Raw genomic sequence first — 15,163 nt, 5'->3', positions numbered from 1 at the left:
CTGCGTTTCGCTCAGAACTCATCGGTAACGCAACCTTGTGATGCTGAGGATACTGTTTTTGCATATTTGTATAAAATACCGCGTTTTACTTTTAATGGTGGTGCTTGCCATGCTTTTCTTCTGTTCTGTAGTTCTTCATCGCTCACTAAAACATCAATGGTATTATTTACTGCATCTATTACAATAGTATCACCATCTTGAACTAAAGCTATATTGCCACCGTTTTGTGCTTCTGGTGTAACATGACCTACTACAAATCCGTGCGAACCACCACTAAATCTACCATCTGTAATTAAAGCGACTTCTTTTCCTAATCCTTCGCCCATTAAAACCGAAGTTGGCTTTAACATTTCTGGCATTCCTGGTGCACCTTTTGGCCCAACAAAACGAATAACGACTACATTACCTGCTTTAATTTCGCCTCTTTGCATAGCATCTATCGCTTGTTGTTCTGTATCGTAGCATTTGGCTGTACCTTCAAATTTCTCACCTTCTTTGCCTGTAATTTTTGCTACGGCACCTTCTGTTGCTAAGTTGCCAAACAAAATTCTTATATGTCCTGTTTTTTTAATTGGATTATCTAATGGATGAATTAAATCCTGACCTTCAGCTAAGTCTGGTAAATTGGCTACATTTTCTGCTAGTGTTTTACCAGTAACTGTTAAACAATCGCCGTGTAATAAACCGTGTTTCAACAATAATTTTGTAACTGCAGGAACACCACCAATTTTGTGTAAATCTTCCATTACATACTGTCCGCTTGGTCTAAAATCTGCCAACATAGGCGTAGATTCAGACAATCTAATAAAATCCTCTAACGATAAATCGACACCAATTGTTTTTGCCATAGCAATTAAGTGCATGACTGCATTGGTGCTTCCACCTAAAACTGTAACCATTCTAAAAGCATTTTCAAATGCCTTTTTCGTCATAATATCACTAGGTTTGATGTCTTTTTCAATCAATAATTTAATAGCATCAGCAGCTTGTTGTAGTTCTGCTTTTTTCTCTTCGCTTACCGCAGGATTACTAGCAGAATAAGGTAAACTCATTCCTAGCGTTTCTATAGCAGATGCCATAGTATTTGCTGTGTACATACCACCACAAGCACCAGCACCAGGACAAGCTTTATGTATGACTTCTTTATATTCTTCTTCAGAAATTTTATTGGCAAATTTTTGTCCGAGTGCTTCAAAAGCAGAAACGACATCTATTTTTTTACCATGATGAATTCCAGCAGCAATAGTTCCACCATAGACCATTAGAGAAGGACGATTTAAACGAGCCATGCCCATAATAACACCAGGCATATTTTTATCGCAACCTGCAATAGAAATAATAGCATCGTAGAACTGAGCACCTGCATTGGTTTCAATAGAATCTGCAATAACTTCTCTTGATACCAACGAATAACGCATACCAGAAGTTCCCATAGAAATTCCGTCGCTTACACCAATAGTATAAAAATTTAAACCTACTAAACCCAATTGATTGACTTTGCCTTTTAATCCAGCCGCCAATCCGTTTAAATGCATATTACAAGGATTTCCATCCCAACCTGTAGAAGCAATGCCTACTTGTGGTTTTTTCAAATCATCGTCTGTAAGTCCAATGGCATGCAACATTGCTTGAGCAGCTGGTTGTGTTGGATCTTGCGTTATGGTTTTGCTGTACTTATTTAATTCGCTCACAATAATATATTTTAAAATTTTCTAAATGTATTGGCTCTTTTTATTTGTTTAAGTAAATCGTAGTCTTGCTCATTTTTTAATAATGAACCAAAATAAGGTGGATCATTTTCTAAGTAATCTACTTTTTCTAAATCTGTTTTATTTAGACTTCCTAATTTTAATAATCTAATCCAATCTACCAATTCGCTAGTGGATGGTTTCTTTTTTAATCCGTTGATGTCTCTTAAACCATAAAATAATTTAAGTGCTTCTTGCATTAAATCTTCTTCTAAATTATTAAAATGTACATTGATAATATCTATCATTGTAGCTCTGTCTGGAAAACGGATATAATGAAAAAAACATCTTCTTAGAAAAGCATCTGGTAATTCTTTTTCGTTGTTTGAAGTAATAATTACAATAGGTCGTTTTTTCGCTTTAATGTTTTTTTGTAATTCATATACAAAAAATTCCATTTTATCTAACTCTAGTAATAAGTCGTTTGGAAATTCAATATCTGCTTTATCAATTTCATCAATTAAAAGGACAGCTTGCTCTTCTGCTTCGAATGCTTGCCACATACTACCTTTAATGATATAATTTTCTATCTCATTGACTTTAGTGTCGCCAAACTGAGAATCTCTTAATCGAGCTACAGCATCATACTCGTACAAACCTTGTTGTGCTGTAGTAGTTGATTTAATATGCCACGAATATATTTTTTTATTGAGTGCCTTAGCAACTTCAAATGCCAACAGCGTTTTACCTGTGCCAGGTTCACCTTTTATCAACAATGGTTTTTCTAAACTAATGGCTGCATTTACTGCTACTTGAAGTTCGTTTGTAGCAATGTAATTTTCGGTACCTTTAAATTCTTGTTTCATTTGCTGTTTGAAGATAAAAAAAAATGCCATCTGAAAGAACAGATGGCAACTTATTTTAAGTTATGATTTTATTAATCGTTTGGAACAGTATAGTTAGAAATTTGAGTTACATTGTTTTCTCCGACGATAGCTTTTACTTCTTCTAGTTTTTTATTCATTAAGTTTTCTACTACTGTTTTGCTTGGATTAACAAAGTAGTACACTTTCATTTCTTCATCTTGATTGATATCGTTAAATGCTTGACTGGCTTTTAACTGTGCTCTTTTTGCCAAAACATCTTGACTTTGAACATTGAACTCTTTAATTTCTGTGTACTGAGCTGTTTGGTTCCCATCAACAGATTTATAACAAACAACTCCTGCGTAAAACTTTTTTGCATTGCTTGCAGCAAATACTACTACAGAAGCTGCAAGCATTACTATGATTAATAATTTTTTCATTCTGTTAGAATTTACATCAAAGATAGTAAAAAGTTACAAAAGGTTGTATGTACTTATTTTTTATTGTTTTGCTATGATTATTGTTTTGAAAAATTCAATATCTAAAGATAATTTTCAATGAGCTTATTTATAAGTGTTTTAGCATAACATACAGAGTGATGCTGGTGGAAAAAAACTTAGATTTAAATAGATCTTAAAGGTGATACAGCTACGCTGTATTTTATAAATTTTCTATCATTTCTAATAAGGTTGAAGTGCTACGCACTTATTCAGCTACTAAAACATAAAACTAATATAATATAAATTAAATACTTATAATATTTTTTTTAGTATTTTTAAAACCGAACTCAGGTTATAAATATAACATACAGTGTCCTCTTCGAGTGACACTGATGGAGAAAAAAGATGAAGAGTTAAAACTTCTAATGCGTAATTTGGGTTTAACAAGCGTATTTATAAGTGTTTTAGCATAACATACAGAGTGATGCTGGTGGAGAAAAACTTAGATTTAAATAGATCTTAAAGGTGATACAGCTACGCTGTATTTTATAAATTTTCTATCATTTCTAATAAGGTTGAAGTGCTACGCACTTATTCAGTTACTAAAACATAAAACTAATATAATATAAATTATATAATTATAATATTTTTTAGTATTTTTAAAACCGAACTCAAGTTATAAATATAACATACAGTGTCCTCTTCGAGTGACACTGATGGAGTAAATTATTTTTTATTTTTTCGGAGTGCTTTCATGGCATCTGCTAATCCTTCGAGTGTTAGCGAAAACATTCTATCTTTAAATATTTGTTTTATTATTTGTAGTGATGGAATTCCGTCCCAATAATATTCATTAGATGGATTTAACCAAACAGCATTTGGAAATTTGTCTATCATTCGTTGTAGCCAAACTGCACCACTTTCATCGTTGTAGTGCTCTACACTTCCACCTTGATGTGTAATTTCGTAAGGCGACATGGTAGCATCTCCTACAAAAATAATTCTATAGTCTTTGTTGAATTTATGAATAACATCGAAAGTTGGAATTTTATCATCGTAGCGTAGATAGTTGTCTTTCCAAATTCGTTCGTACAAACAATTGTGAAAATAGTAGAACTCTAAATGTTTAAACTCGGATTTTGCAGCAGAAAACAATTGCTCGCAAACTTCTATGTGTGGATCCATCGAACCACCAACATCAAAAAACAAGAGTACTTTTACTTTATTTCTTTTAGATGCCTGCATTTGAATATCTAAATATCCTGCATTTTTACAAGTTTTTTCGATGGTAGTATGTAAGTCGAGTTCATCTTCAATGCCTTCGCGAGTTAAAATGCGTAGTTGCTTCAACGCCATTTTAATATTTCTGGTGTTGAGTTCTACATCCGAAGCATAATTTTGAAACTCTCTTTTGTCCCACACTTTTACCGCATTGCCTTGTCCACTTCCTTGTCCGCCAATTTTAATACCTTCTGAATGAAAGCCACCATGACCAAAAGGAGAAGTTCCGCCAGTGCCAATCCAAGTGTTGCCACCTTCGTGTTTTTCTTTTTGCTTGTTATAAATTTCTTCGAAGCGTTTCATTAGTGCTTCTAGTCCACCCAATTTTTCAATCATGGCTTTTTCTTCATCGGTAAACAGTCTATTGATTTGTTTGTCGAGCCAATCTTTTGGAATTGTTTTTTGTTCTAGTGCATCGTCAATAGCAATATTGTGAAAGTAATTGCCGAAGATAATATCAAATCTATCAAGATATTGTTCGTGTTTAATGAGTATGGTTTTGGTTAAATAGTAAAATTCATCAACATCAAATTGTACTACTCGTTGTTGCAATGCTTCTAGTACATTAAGGTACTCTGTAATGCTTACTGGTAGTCCTTCTTCTTTGAGTTGTAAATAGAAATCTAGAAACATGCACTAAATTTAAGTAAAAAATTAGCAATAACCATTTCAACAAATTATTATACTGTTTGGATATTGGATATTTTATGGTACGGTTTTATTGGAAATGGCTGGATAAAAAATGCCAGAAGGTAACTTCTGACGCCACGGGAATACAAACCTTTTATAGTAAACACTTCTTAGACATTGCTGTTCTTAGTGATTGATGGTTATTTTATTTTTTATTTCTTTTATAATTCTTATAATAAATATAATAGATATATAATTCATAAACAGGAAGAGCAATACATTTAAAAATTTAGTATAAAAAGCACTGCCATTAACTGGTGCTGCTATATTAGGATTTATATCTGATACGATAAGTTTAATACTATCTCCTACTATTAATTTATAAGTATCCAACCCTATACTACTGCTTATATTTACTGTCTTTATTTCTTTTTTATATTCATAATTAATATTATAATAAACAATCTTTCCTTCTGAGTCACTTCCATATGTTATATTACTTGTAGTACCCATAATTTTTGAGGTTGGAAATATTAATAGATATATAAAACTTTGGTAAGTTCTCAAAATTAATGGCAAAGAAAATAATGAAATTAATGTACAAACAATTCCGAAAAAATTACCTCTAAATATATTCATATTAAAATTACTATTATTCTAACTATGACTTTAAATAATCTTAGCTATAAATAATTAATACAAACTTATAACTTACATTACTAGAGAAATAGTTATGTTTATCAATCTAAAGGTAATAAAAAATATTATTTTTTATACTATAATTGGTAATAATTTATTCGTGTGTGTTACTATTCAACATTTTCTTGGAATAACTCTGATAGAAAAGAAATTGTTGTGGACGGTGATAACATCGCCCTAGGACGAAGAAGAAAGAATGCATATTTGTAGCTAATAAGCTATATTTGTATTAATAACTTTATTTTTAGAAACAATACACAATAACAATTATAAATTATTTTATATGAAAACTATAACTATTGAATTGCTTAATGATAATGCTATTCATCTTTTACAAGATTTAGAGCTTTTGAATATTATTAAACTGCCTCGTAAAGATGTTGATATTCCTGATTGGCATAAACCTATTATTGATGAAAGATTGGAATACTTGGAACAAAACCCTGATGATGTAACTGATTTTGATGATTTACTTGATGAGATAGAACGCTCTTTATGAAGTTGAGAAACAACCCTTTTGTTAAGCAGGATATGTATGATGCTGTTGCTTATTACAAAGATATAAATGCTACGCTTGCTAAACAGTTTTTGGATAAAGTTAAAAATGCTAAAACATTTATTGCTCAACGACCTTATGCTTGTCCTGTTAAGTACAAAGATGTTAGAACTATTTTGCTAAAGCAGTTTCCTTACCACATTCATTACCGTATTGACGAGAACAAACAAATTGTTTATGTTTTAGCTGTTATTTGTGCTTATACTAAACCTAGTGATTTTACGAGCAGATAAAAACACACACAACTTTACCAACCTTTTATAGTAGATGCTTCTTGGAGATTGCTGGGCTGTGTACATTGCCGTGAGCTATGAAAGCTCGCCAGCTTTGGAAATATAAATTAATTCTTTAACGGATTTTTATTGCAGTAATCTAACAAAGCTATATCTATATCTTTATACCCCAAAGCCATAGCTTGTTCTAAATCTTTACAACAACTATCTTTTTCGCCTAAATATGAATTTACTATGGCTCTATTGTAAAAAACTATGCCAATATTACTATTAAGTTTAATAGAGTAATTAAAATCATTTTTTGCTTCTTTAAATTTATTTAATTCAAGAAAAGATACGCCTCTATTAAAAAATAAAACTTCTGGATCATTAGTCTTGTTAAAATTGATAGCTTTAGAAAAATAAATTATTGCACTATCAAATTTTCTTAAGTTTTGATACACAATACCTTTTTGATTAATTGCTTGTAGATAATTGCTATCTATACTAATTGCTTTATCTAAATCTTCCATCGCTTTATTATACTCTCCTAAGTTTGTATATGCTTCTGCTCTGTGATAGTAATATTCTTCATTTAAAGGATAACCTTTTAATAATTCTTTGTATCCTAATACAGCCAAGTCGTTTCTATCTAGGTAAAGATTTACTTGTACTGATTTTTCCAATACTTCTAGACTGCCTGAACCTGCAATTATTACTTTATTTAAATCTTCAGATGCTTGTTTAAAATATTTTAATTCAAAATAGGATAACCCTCTTAAACTTAAGAGCTCTTTATTTTCTTTTTTTGCCAATCCTTTATTGGCTATCTCTATAACTTGTTGATAATTCTTATTGTTATATGCTATTTGTGCCTCTTTAACATAGTCTTTCGCACAAGAATTAAGACATAACAAACAATAAAATGCTATTGCATATATCCTCATAAATAATTTTTACTTCTTGATATAATTAGTTCTTACAGTACCGCTAGCACCAGCTTTAAATGGGCTTTTCTTACCACCCACTCCTTTGTCTAAACCCAAACTAAAGCTACCTCTATCCCAACTACCAATATTCCCTCCATTCTTCACTACATCATAAGTACCATAACCAATACTAAAAACACCAGCTCCTACACTACTTTCCGTTTGCGTGATTTGGTATGTATTTAGTATTGCTTTAGGACCAACCGGAGCATTGGCATAAGGTGCACCTGAATACTGCTTAGGATACACAATCTCTTTTATTGTTGTAACCGACTCCGAAGATGATGCAAGTATAACATCAAAAGAAGTACTTGTTGTTTTTGCATTATTTGATGACAATTCTACAGGCGGTGGTATTTTATATATGCTTAAAGCATCTGTTTGGTTAGCATACATTGGCAATGGAGGAAGTTCTTGTTTTTTTACTACTGGTGGTGCCGAACTCTTTACTCCAAAATTAATTGTTGTCAAATCTTGTTTTATACCAATTTCTGGCTTATTAGTAAATGAAGCAGAACTCGATACATTACCTGTGCTCGGATTGTATTCTATGTTTGCTGATTTAACAAGTGACTTATTAAAATCTGAACCAAAAGACAGATTTAAATCAAAATTACTATTTTCAGGTGCATGAGGCACACCCTTATTTGGCGAATCTTGTTTAAATTGTTGTAGTGCTGCACTTTTTTCTACACTATTCTTTACAGCATTTAAATAATTTTCTTCCTTACCTTCATTATCAATTGCCATTATTGGTTTGTTTCCTGCAAATAAATATGGTGAATAATATGGATATTTACTAGTAAGTGGATCGATACTCATAAATTTACCTAACCTAGAGTCATAAATTCTAGCACCGAAGTCGTAGGAGTTTCCTTGACCTTTTATTTCATCATCGCGTTCCATGCCATTAAATCCAAAAAGGTAATCGTTGCTATAATTACAAGCCATATGTTTAGCTTTTATTCCTCAGTGCTTGCTTTTCCTTTCTTTTGCTTTTTTCTGGTAGACTTATCTACGGTGTCTGCATCTGGATTAATGTCTTGTAAATCGCCATCGTCTATATTGCCTCCTAGTTTAGCAAAATCAAATTTTAAAGTAAATCTAAAGGTATTGTCTAACGGATTTCTTTGCGAACTTGTTGGTATCAAATAAGAGAAGTCTAACCCAAATACACTATATTTTACACCTACGCCTGTAGCAACAAATCTTCTGTTACCTTTGTCTTTGGCTTCTACAAAATAACCTGCTCTTACTGCAAATAAGTGATCGTACCAATATTCTGCACCAACGCCTAATGTCCATTCTCTCATTTCTTCTTTAAATCCGCCTGGTGCATCAAACAAAGAAGTAAACATACCAGAGAATGAAGACTTTTCTTTATAGTCTGGAATTCTATTGCTATCAGCATCTTCTCCTGTTGGTGTTGGTACTAGTAGTTTATTAATATCACCATAAATACCTATTTCGTGATATTTGTTAGGTTGTATTCTAAAGCCAATGCCTGAACCAAAATTGGTAGGTATATAATCTTTTTCTGGACTACTTTTTGTATACGCTATTTTTGTTCCGATATTGGTAATGGCAACACCTGTCATGATATTGGCTTTCATATCTTTTTTACCCATGGTAAAACTTTTATTGAAAGTAGTACTTATGTCTGCTCCAAAAGCGTGACCAGCAGTTATTGGCTCGATACCTACACTTTGTCCTTTTGCTAAATTAGAGTAGATATATCTAAAGTTAACACCTAAAGAAAAATTCTTCCCTAATCGTCTTGCATAACCAGCATCTAAAGCTAATTCTCTTGGACTTCCTTGACCAATTTCGTTTCCTGCGAAATCGGTAAAAGTAATATCGCCTAAGCTAAAAAACTTCATAGATAGGTTTACTACATCTGTTTTTGAGAATTTATAAAAGCCAGTAAAATGTGCTAAGTAAATGTCGGTAATTCCTAAACTTCTTAACCATGGTGCATAGGATAAGGAAATACCAAATTTTCTTGGTGAGAATGCTAATTTAGAAGCATTATAAAAACTTGCATTTGGATCTACAGAAGTAGCGATACCAACATCGCCTAATGCAGAACCTCTTGCATCTGGAATTATTCTGAGGAAAGGTACTGCACTGTTTACAGGTACGGTAACTTGTTGTGCCAACAAGGAATTAGCAGACATTAACAACACTAGAACTGCTGTTAGTTGAATAAAAAAGCGTTTTTTCATATCTCTATTATAATATTCAAACGATTAAGATGGTAAAATTATTGTAAATATTCTAATTCAATATGACTAATTTTTGATATTGGCTAATTTTTTTTTCACTATTGTCTTTTAAAGACAGTTTGTAAATATACACACCTTTTCCAATTTTATCACCAAAATTATCTCTTCCGTCCCAATTTATGTCTGCAACTCTATAACCAGCAGTATTAATATCTTGCTGAATGGTTTTAATTAATTTACCTGAAGCCGAAAAAATATCTATTCTTAATGCTAAATCTTGGTTGGGTTTATTGTGCTCAAACATAAATGTAGTATTGGTAGTAAATGGATTTGGATAGTTTAGTACATGTGATAATGCTAATGCTGCATCTTCTTCTACTATAAATTCGGTATATGCTTCGCCAGAATTATTCAAAATATCCCATGCTTTTACTTGTAAGGTGTGTTTTCCTGTTTCTAATTTTTGTAATGGATACAAGACTTTACCACTAGCATTGCTATTAGAATCTATTTCATAGTAGTCGTTTAGTATATATATATTAGTTGTATTATTATCTAAAATAGCAGTGATATCGTGTCCTATGCCATTGCCTGTAGTATTAATTCCGTTTTCATCAAATAGTTTGATATACATATTTGGATTTTCATCTGTAATACCACCAAAAACAAATTGTTCATCATTCATAAAAACATCTACTTCTGGTCCTTTATTGTCTAGAATAATGGTATCGTTTATTCCGCCAACAATAATATCACTAGTATAACCACAAGCATCATCGCTAGTATTGTTTTCTGCATAAATACTAATTTTTCCGTTGCCATAACTATAGTCGATATCTTTTGGTACTAGGAATGTAATTTCAAACTGACCATTAACAATATTTGTTTTTCCTTTAAATAATATGTTTTTTTGTAAATTGAATGTATACAGTAAACTTGTTGGATCATTTTGTAGTGTAGTTACTTGTTTCATTTTATCGTATACTGTAATAGTAGCTGTTCCATTATAATTAGTCAATAATGCATTGGCAATATCTCTTACTTCACCACTAAGTGTAATAGTTTTTAATGCTTGAATGGTATCGTGTGCTTGTTGAATATCAACATTATTTATTTTTGTAATGATTGCATTTTCTTTAGGAAAAGCCAATCGTAGTGCTGGATCGCCAAACAAAGAAAATTTTCTATTACCATTTCCTGTATTGGTAACTGATTTTGCATGTTGTAATACATCGCCCAATTTTAAGTTGGGTTGATTGGCTGCTTCTATCAATCCATTAGTGAAATTAATATTCATTTCTCTATTTCTATTAGAAAATACTAGTCTTGTTGTAGATACTGTTGCAATTGCTCCACCATTTTGATTGAAGAAAGTGCGTTCGCCAGCTGTGTAATAATCGTATTCATCAAATCGAGTAAACTCGCAAGTAGCTGTAATAAACAAAGGCAATTTATCTGTATTATTCCAATTATCAATATCACTATGTGTTACTACTGCTTCTTGAGTTAAACCACTTCCACCACCATGTCCTACATAATTAAAAAAGAGCGTACCACTGTTTATTTTAGCATTTACAGCACTTTTGGCTTGTGGATAGCTATTGCCACTAGTTCCACCAACTTGATTGTATGCATCTAGATAGATTTTATCTAAATTATATTTTGGCAAAGCACTAGCAAATAAATTGGCTACAAAATCTGCATCTGCAATATGAATGTTGTTGTCTTCATCATCTGCTAAAAAAGTAGCTTGTGTTCTCCAACTGCCCAAAGCAACATTATCATAGTAACGACTAATTTTATCGACTGCAATTTGAGCTTTAGTCATATTGTCACTAGGAATTCTGCCAATACCAATATCTACAATTTCAACAGCAGTATTGTCTATGTTGCTTCCTTCACCATCATCTAAAAGTCCAAAATAATCATCGGAAGTATAAGTTTCTAATGCTTCAAATGTTTTTTTACTTTGATAAGTTGGTAGATAATATTGACCTAAATCGTTGTTGTGATAAGTGCCATCGCCAAATAATAATAAATATTTTGGTAAATCGTTGGCATTGCTTCCAGCTCTGTCGTAAAACATTTTTACAAAATCTCTAATTGCTGTGATGTCGTTTGTACCAGCAGAAAACTCGTTATATACTTGTTCTAGCGTAACCACTGCAACACGATAGTTGTCGTTATTTCTATGTAATTGAGCAATAGCATTGGCTTGATTTAAAAATGCTTGTCGAGTTACAATTAACATATCTTGTGCTGTTAATGCATGTAAATTTTGGTTGCTAATTTTTCCAATTGCTGTTGGCGTTAGATTGCTGTTTTCAAAACAAACAAACTCTCTAAGTTCGTCTGTATTTACTACGAAACTAGCAGTGCTTCCGTTTAACGAATACGAAATCTGTTTAACATCAAACGGATTGGTAACTTCCCAAATTTGAATATTGTTATTGGTATTTTGTATGTTGAATTGTGTGATTTTTCCACTACCAACACTCTGAATATCTCTAAAATACAAAGGTGTTCCATTATACACTAAGTTGGCTCTTGCATCTATATTAATATAATCTAACCATGCTTTAGAAGCAAAATCTGATGAATTATAAGTAATATCTACAGAAAAATTGCTTGATAAGTTATTATATGAATAATTTGCTTGTTTGTAAGATGCAAAGTTGTAAATTCCTGGATAGACTTGTGGTATAGCACTAATACTTGCTGTACTGTTATTGCTTCCGATAGCAATATTAAAGTTAGAACTTACTACTGAATTAGCAGCTAATCCTAATGAAATTTTGGCACTTATAATGTTAGCTACATTAAAGTTATAGTTTTTTACTTGTTGATTGAATAAATCATCACCTAATTGCAAACGACCTGATCTTGCTACATTTACTAATTCATCTTCTACAAAAGTAATTGCGTTATAACTGTTAGAACTAGTATTTGGTGTTAAACCACTTCCACTTACAGTAGGTAGTGTTATACTGTTACCATTATCAATAGTTAAAAACAAATGTTGTGTATTGCTATATAAATGTTTGGTTACTCTAAATTGATTGATGCTATTATCATAGTACCACGAATTTGGTCCAGGACAATACACTAAAATATAATCATTGCTTTGAAATGAATTTCCAGAAGCATACTTTTTAATAGGATATTCTTGTAAATCATCTATATAATTAGTACCAGCAATTTCTGAGAGCATGCCACCATTCTTTCCATATACTTTTATTTGATTAGGATTTACAGTACTTGGATTAACACCTAAACTTTGCAAAAAAGTATAGTCTATTTTAAAAACACCAGCTTGATTTACACTAAACTCATACCAAGCACCATTAGCTAAAACTGAGTTACTAGCATAAGTATTATTTGCTTGAGAACTTCTATTTCCATTAGCATTATTTTGCGTTTGAATATTTACAGTGCATGACTTTAAAAAATAAACACTACCATTTTCAATTTTATATGGATTGATGACAACCTTTCCAATTTTTTGTTTTTTTTCTATAGCAATAAAACTAGTATCATTTAAAATATTAATATTTGTGTTAGATAGATTTACCGATAATTTTTCATACATTTTATTGCTCATTTGAAAAGTAAACCCATTCTCATTTATTGGAAATGAATATATATAAGAAGGCATATCTAATGCATTTACTTGGTAGCTATTTTTAAAACTCACCTGATTATTTTCAACAGTAGGAATAGGTAATTGGATGTCTTTAACCAAGTTATTAGCACAAAGGACGCTACCTTCAAAGAAAAATAATTGGTAAATAATTGTTAAAAGTATAATTTTGCAGAGATAATTTTGCTTCATACAAGTTAAAATTATGCGATAAAATTAATTTAAATCCTAAGAAAAACTTAAAAAATAAAAGTTTCTACACTATTTGCAATAAAAGTACAAGAAAATCTATAAAAATTCGTTAAATGCTAATAATATTATCTATTTTGTGGAATAAATAATTAACTTTAAATTTGACAAAAATAAATTAAAAAAGATGGCAATGTTTAAAATGAAAACATTTTTTTATTTGACTATATCAGCTTTGCTTTTTGCAACGAGCTGTAAGGGCGGTAAGAAGTCTGGAGAGTCTTCAGCTACAACAGGTTGGAATTATAATGATCCTGAATGGGGAGGTTTTGAAGTATCTGATAATGTACAACAAGCAACTGGTCCGAACTTGGTATTAATACAAGGCGGTACTTTTGTAATGGGAGCAACAGAACAAGATTTATTGTACGAAAACAATAATGTTCAAAGAAGAGTTACCGTTTCTTCTTTCTATATGGATGAAACTGAAGTTACTAATGTTGACTATAGAGAGTATATCTATTGGTTAAGCAGAGTATTTGGTACAGACCATCCAGAATTTGTTGATGCTGCAAAACCAGACAGTTTGTGTTGGAGAAGTAACTTAGCATACAACGAACCTTATGTAAAATATTACTTTACACATCCATCGTACAATACATATCCTGTTGTTGGTGTAACTTGGTTACAAGCTAATGAGTACTGTAAATGGAGAAGCGATAGAGTAAATGAAATGATTTTAATTAAAGAAGGATATTTAACTACAAATCCAGAGCAGAAAAATGAAGACAACTTCAATACAGAAGCTTATGCTATGGGATTATATACTGGTTCTCCTGGAGAAAATCAAAAAGAAGATTTAAATCCAAATGGTACTGGTACAAGAAATGTAAATATGCAGGATGGTATTTTATTGCCAGATTATAGATTGCCAACAGAAGCTGAATGGGAATATGCTGCTTTAGCTTTAATTGGTGATATGCCATACGAAGGTGAAGAAGTTATTTCTGACAGAAGAATTTATCCTTGGGATGGTGCTACTTTCAGATACCAATACCACAATAAAAATCAAGGAGATTTCATGGCTAACTTTATGAGAGGTAGAGGTGACTATATGGGTATTGCTGGTGCATTAAATGATAATGCAGAGATTACTAGTGATGTTCATGCAAACTTCCCTAACGATTTTGGTTTGTTTAATATGGCTGGTAATGTGAACGAGTGGGTTCAAGATGTATATAGACCAATGACAGAAGCTTATGCTGATGACTTAAATACTTTTAGAGGTAACGAATTTACTAAAATGTCTGACGAAGAAGGTTTAGATGAAATGGGTAGAGTAAAATATGTTAGACAAGATGATGATGAGTTAGCTGGTAGATTAAACTATAGAAAAGCATTTGCATTAGATTATATAGATGGTGATTCATCTTCTCAAGTAGAATATAATTATGGTGTTTCTACTTTAATTAACAACAAAGCAAGAGTTTATAAAGGTGGTTCTTGGAAAGATAGAGGTTATTACATGTCGCCAGGTACTAGAAGATTTATGAACGAAGATATGTCTTCAAACGACATTGGCTTTAGATGTGCTATGGTAAGAGTAGGTTCTCCAGATGGGAATTTCTTTGGAGGAAAAGCTTTCTCTGAACAAAAGAAAGTATTAAAGAAAAATGAAAAAGCAAGACAATACAGTAAGTAATATTTTGCTTTAAATAATAGAAAGTCCTGATACAATTATCAGGACT

General features: G+C 31.6%; 12 protein-coding genes. 3 read left to right on the top strand and 9 right to left on the bottom strand.

What is annotated here, in order from left to right:
- Window positions 1-11 precede the first annotated feature (11 nt).
- The 5 genes from ilvD to H6553_03020 all read right to left on the bottom strand — a co-directional run bounded on the left by ilvD (window position 12) and on the right by H6553_03020 (window position 5,544).
- On the bottom strand, window positions 12-1,691 hold the full coding sequence (ilvD, locus tag H6553_03040; protein ID MCB9032789.1) for a dihydroxy-acid dehydratase: 1,680 nt from the start codon (window positions 1,689-1,691) through the stop codon (window positions 12-14).
- Window positions 1,692-1,702: 11 nt separating this feature from the next.
- On the bottom strand, window positions 1,703-2,554 hold the full coding sequence (locus H6553_03035; GenBank protein ID MCB9032788.1) for a MoxR family ATPase: 852 nt from the start codon (window positions 2,552-2,554) through the stop codon (window positions 1,703-1,705).
- Window positions 2,555-2,625: 71 nt separating this feature from the next.
- The gene (locus H6553_03030; protein ID MCB9032787.1) at window positions 2,626-2,994 is read right to left on the bottom strand and encodes a hypothetical protein; all 369 of its coding nucleotides are present in this window, start codon (window positions 2,992-2,994) and stop codon (window positions 2,626-2,628) included.
- Window positions 2,995-3,720: 726 nt separating this feature from the next.
- Entirely contained in the window at window positions 3,721-4,908 is a 1,188-nt protein-coding gene (locus H6553_03025) for a VWA domain-containing protein (protein MCB9032786.1), read from the bottom strand.
- Between the two features lie 183 nt (window positions 4,909-5,091).
- The gene (locus H6553_03020) at window positions 5,092-5,544 is read right to left on the bottom strand and encodes a hypothetical protein (protein MCB9032785.1); all 453 of its coding nucleotides are present in this window, start codon (window positions 5,542-5,544) and stop codon (window positions 5,092-5,094) included.
- A gap of 343 nt (window positions 5,545-5,887) precedes the next feature.
- Here H6553_03020 and H6553_03015 point away from each other — a divergent pair, with 343 nt between their 5' ends.
- Both H6553_03015 and H6553_03010 read left to right on the top strand, forming a co-directional pair.
- Window positions 5,888-6,103, top strand: a complete 216-nt coding sequence (locus tag H6553_03015) for a hypothetical protein (protein MCB9032784.1) — start codon at window positions 5,888-5,890, stop codon at window positions 6,101-6,103.
- Complete coding sequence (locus H6553_03010; GenBank protein MCB9032783.1) at window positions 6,100-6,393, top strand: type II toxin-antitoxin system RelE/ParE family toxin; 294 nt, start codon at window positions 6,100-6,102, stop codon at window positions 6,391-6,393. Before H6553_03015 ends, H6553_03010 begins: the two co-directional genes overlap by 4 nt.
- A gap of 107 nt (window positions 6,394-6,500) precedes the next feature.
- Here H6553_03010 and H6553_03005 read toward each other — a convergent pair whose 3' ends face one another.
- The 4 genes from H6553_03005 to porU are packed head-to-tail and all read right to left on the bottom strand — an operon-like array spanning window position 6,501 to window position 13,328.
- On the bottom strand, window positions 6,501-7,289 hold the full coding sequence (locus tag H6553_03005) for a tetratricopeptide repeat protein (protein MCB9032782.1): 789 nt from the start codon (window positions 7,287-7,289) through the stop codon (window positions 6,501-6,503).
- 39 nt (window positions 7,290-7,328) lie between these two features.
- Complete coding sequence (locus tag H6553_03000) at window positions 7,329-8,312, bottom strand: hypothetical protein (protein ID MCB9032781.1); 984 nt, start codon at window positions 8,310-8,312, stop codon at window positions 7,329-7,331.
- Between the two features lie 11 nt (window positions 8,313-8,323).
- Window positions 8,324-9,586, bottom strand: a complete 1,263-nt coding sequence (gene porV, locus H6553_02995) for a type IX secretion system outer membrane channel protein PorV (protein MCB9032780.1) — start codon at window positions 9,584-9,586, stop codon at window positions 8,324-8,326.
- Between the two features lie 52 nt (window positions 9,587-9,638).
- Window positions 9,639-13,328, bottom strand: coding sequence for a type IX secretion system sortase PorU (gene porU / locus H6553_02990; GenBank protein ID MCB9032779.1), 3,690 nt, complete (start codon window positions 13,326-13,328; stop codon window positions 9,639-9,641).
- Window positions 13,329-13,617: 289 nt separating this feature from the next.
- Between porU and H6553_02985 the strand changes: the two genes are divergently transcribed.
- Complete coding sequence (locus H6553_02985; GenBank protein ID MCB9032778.1) at window positions 13,618-15,117, top strand: SUMF1/EgtB/PvdO family nonheme iron enzyme; 1,500 nt, start codon at window positions 13,618-13,620, stop codon at window positions 15,115-15,117.
- Window positions 15,118-15,163 lie beyond the last annotated feature (46 nt).

It is taken from the genome of Chitinophagales bacterium, from assembly GCA_020636535.1.
Lineage (GTDB): Bacteria > Bacteroidota > Bacteroidia > Chitinophagales > JADIYW01 > JADJSS01.
This window is presented reverse-complemented; position numbering and strand designations above follow the sequence as displayed.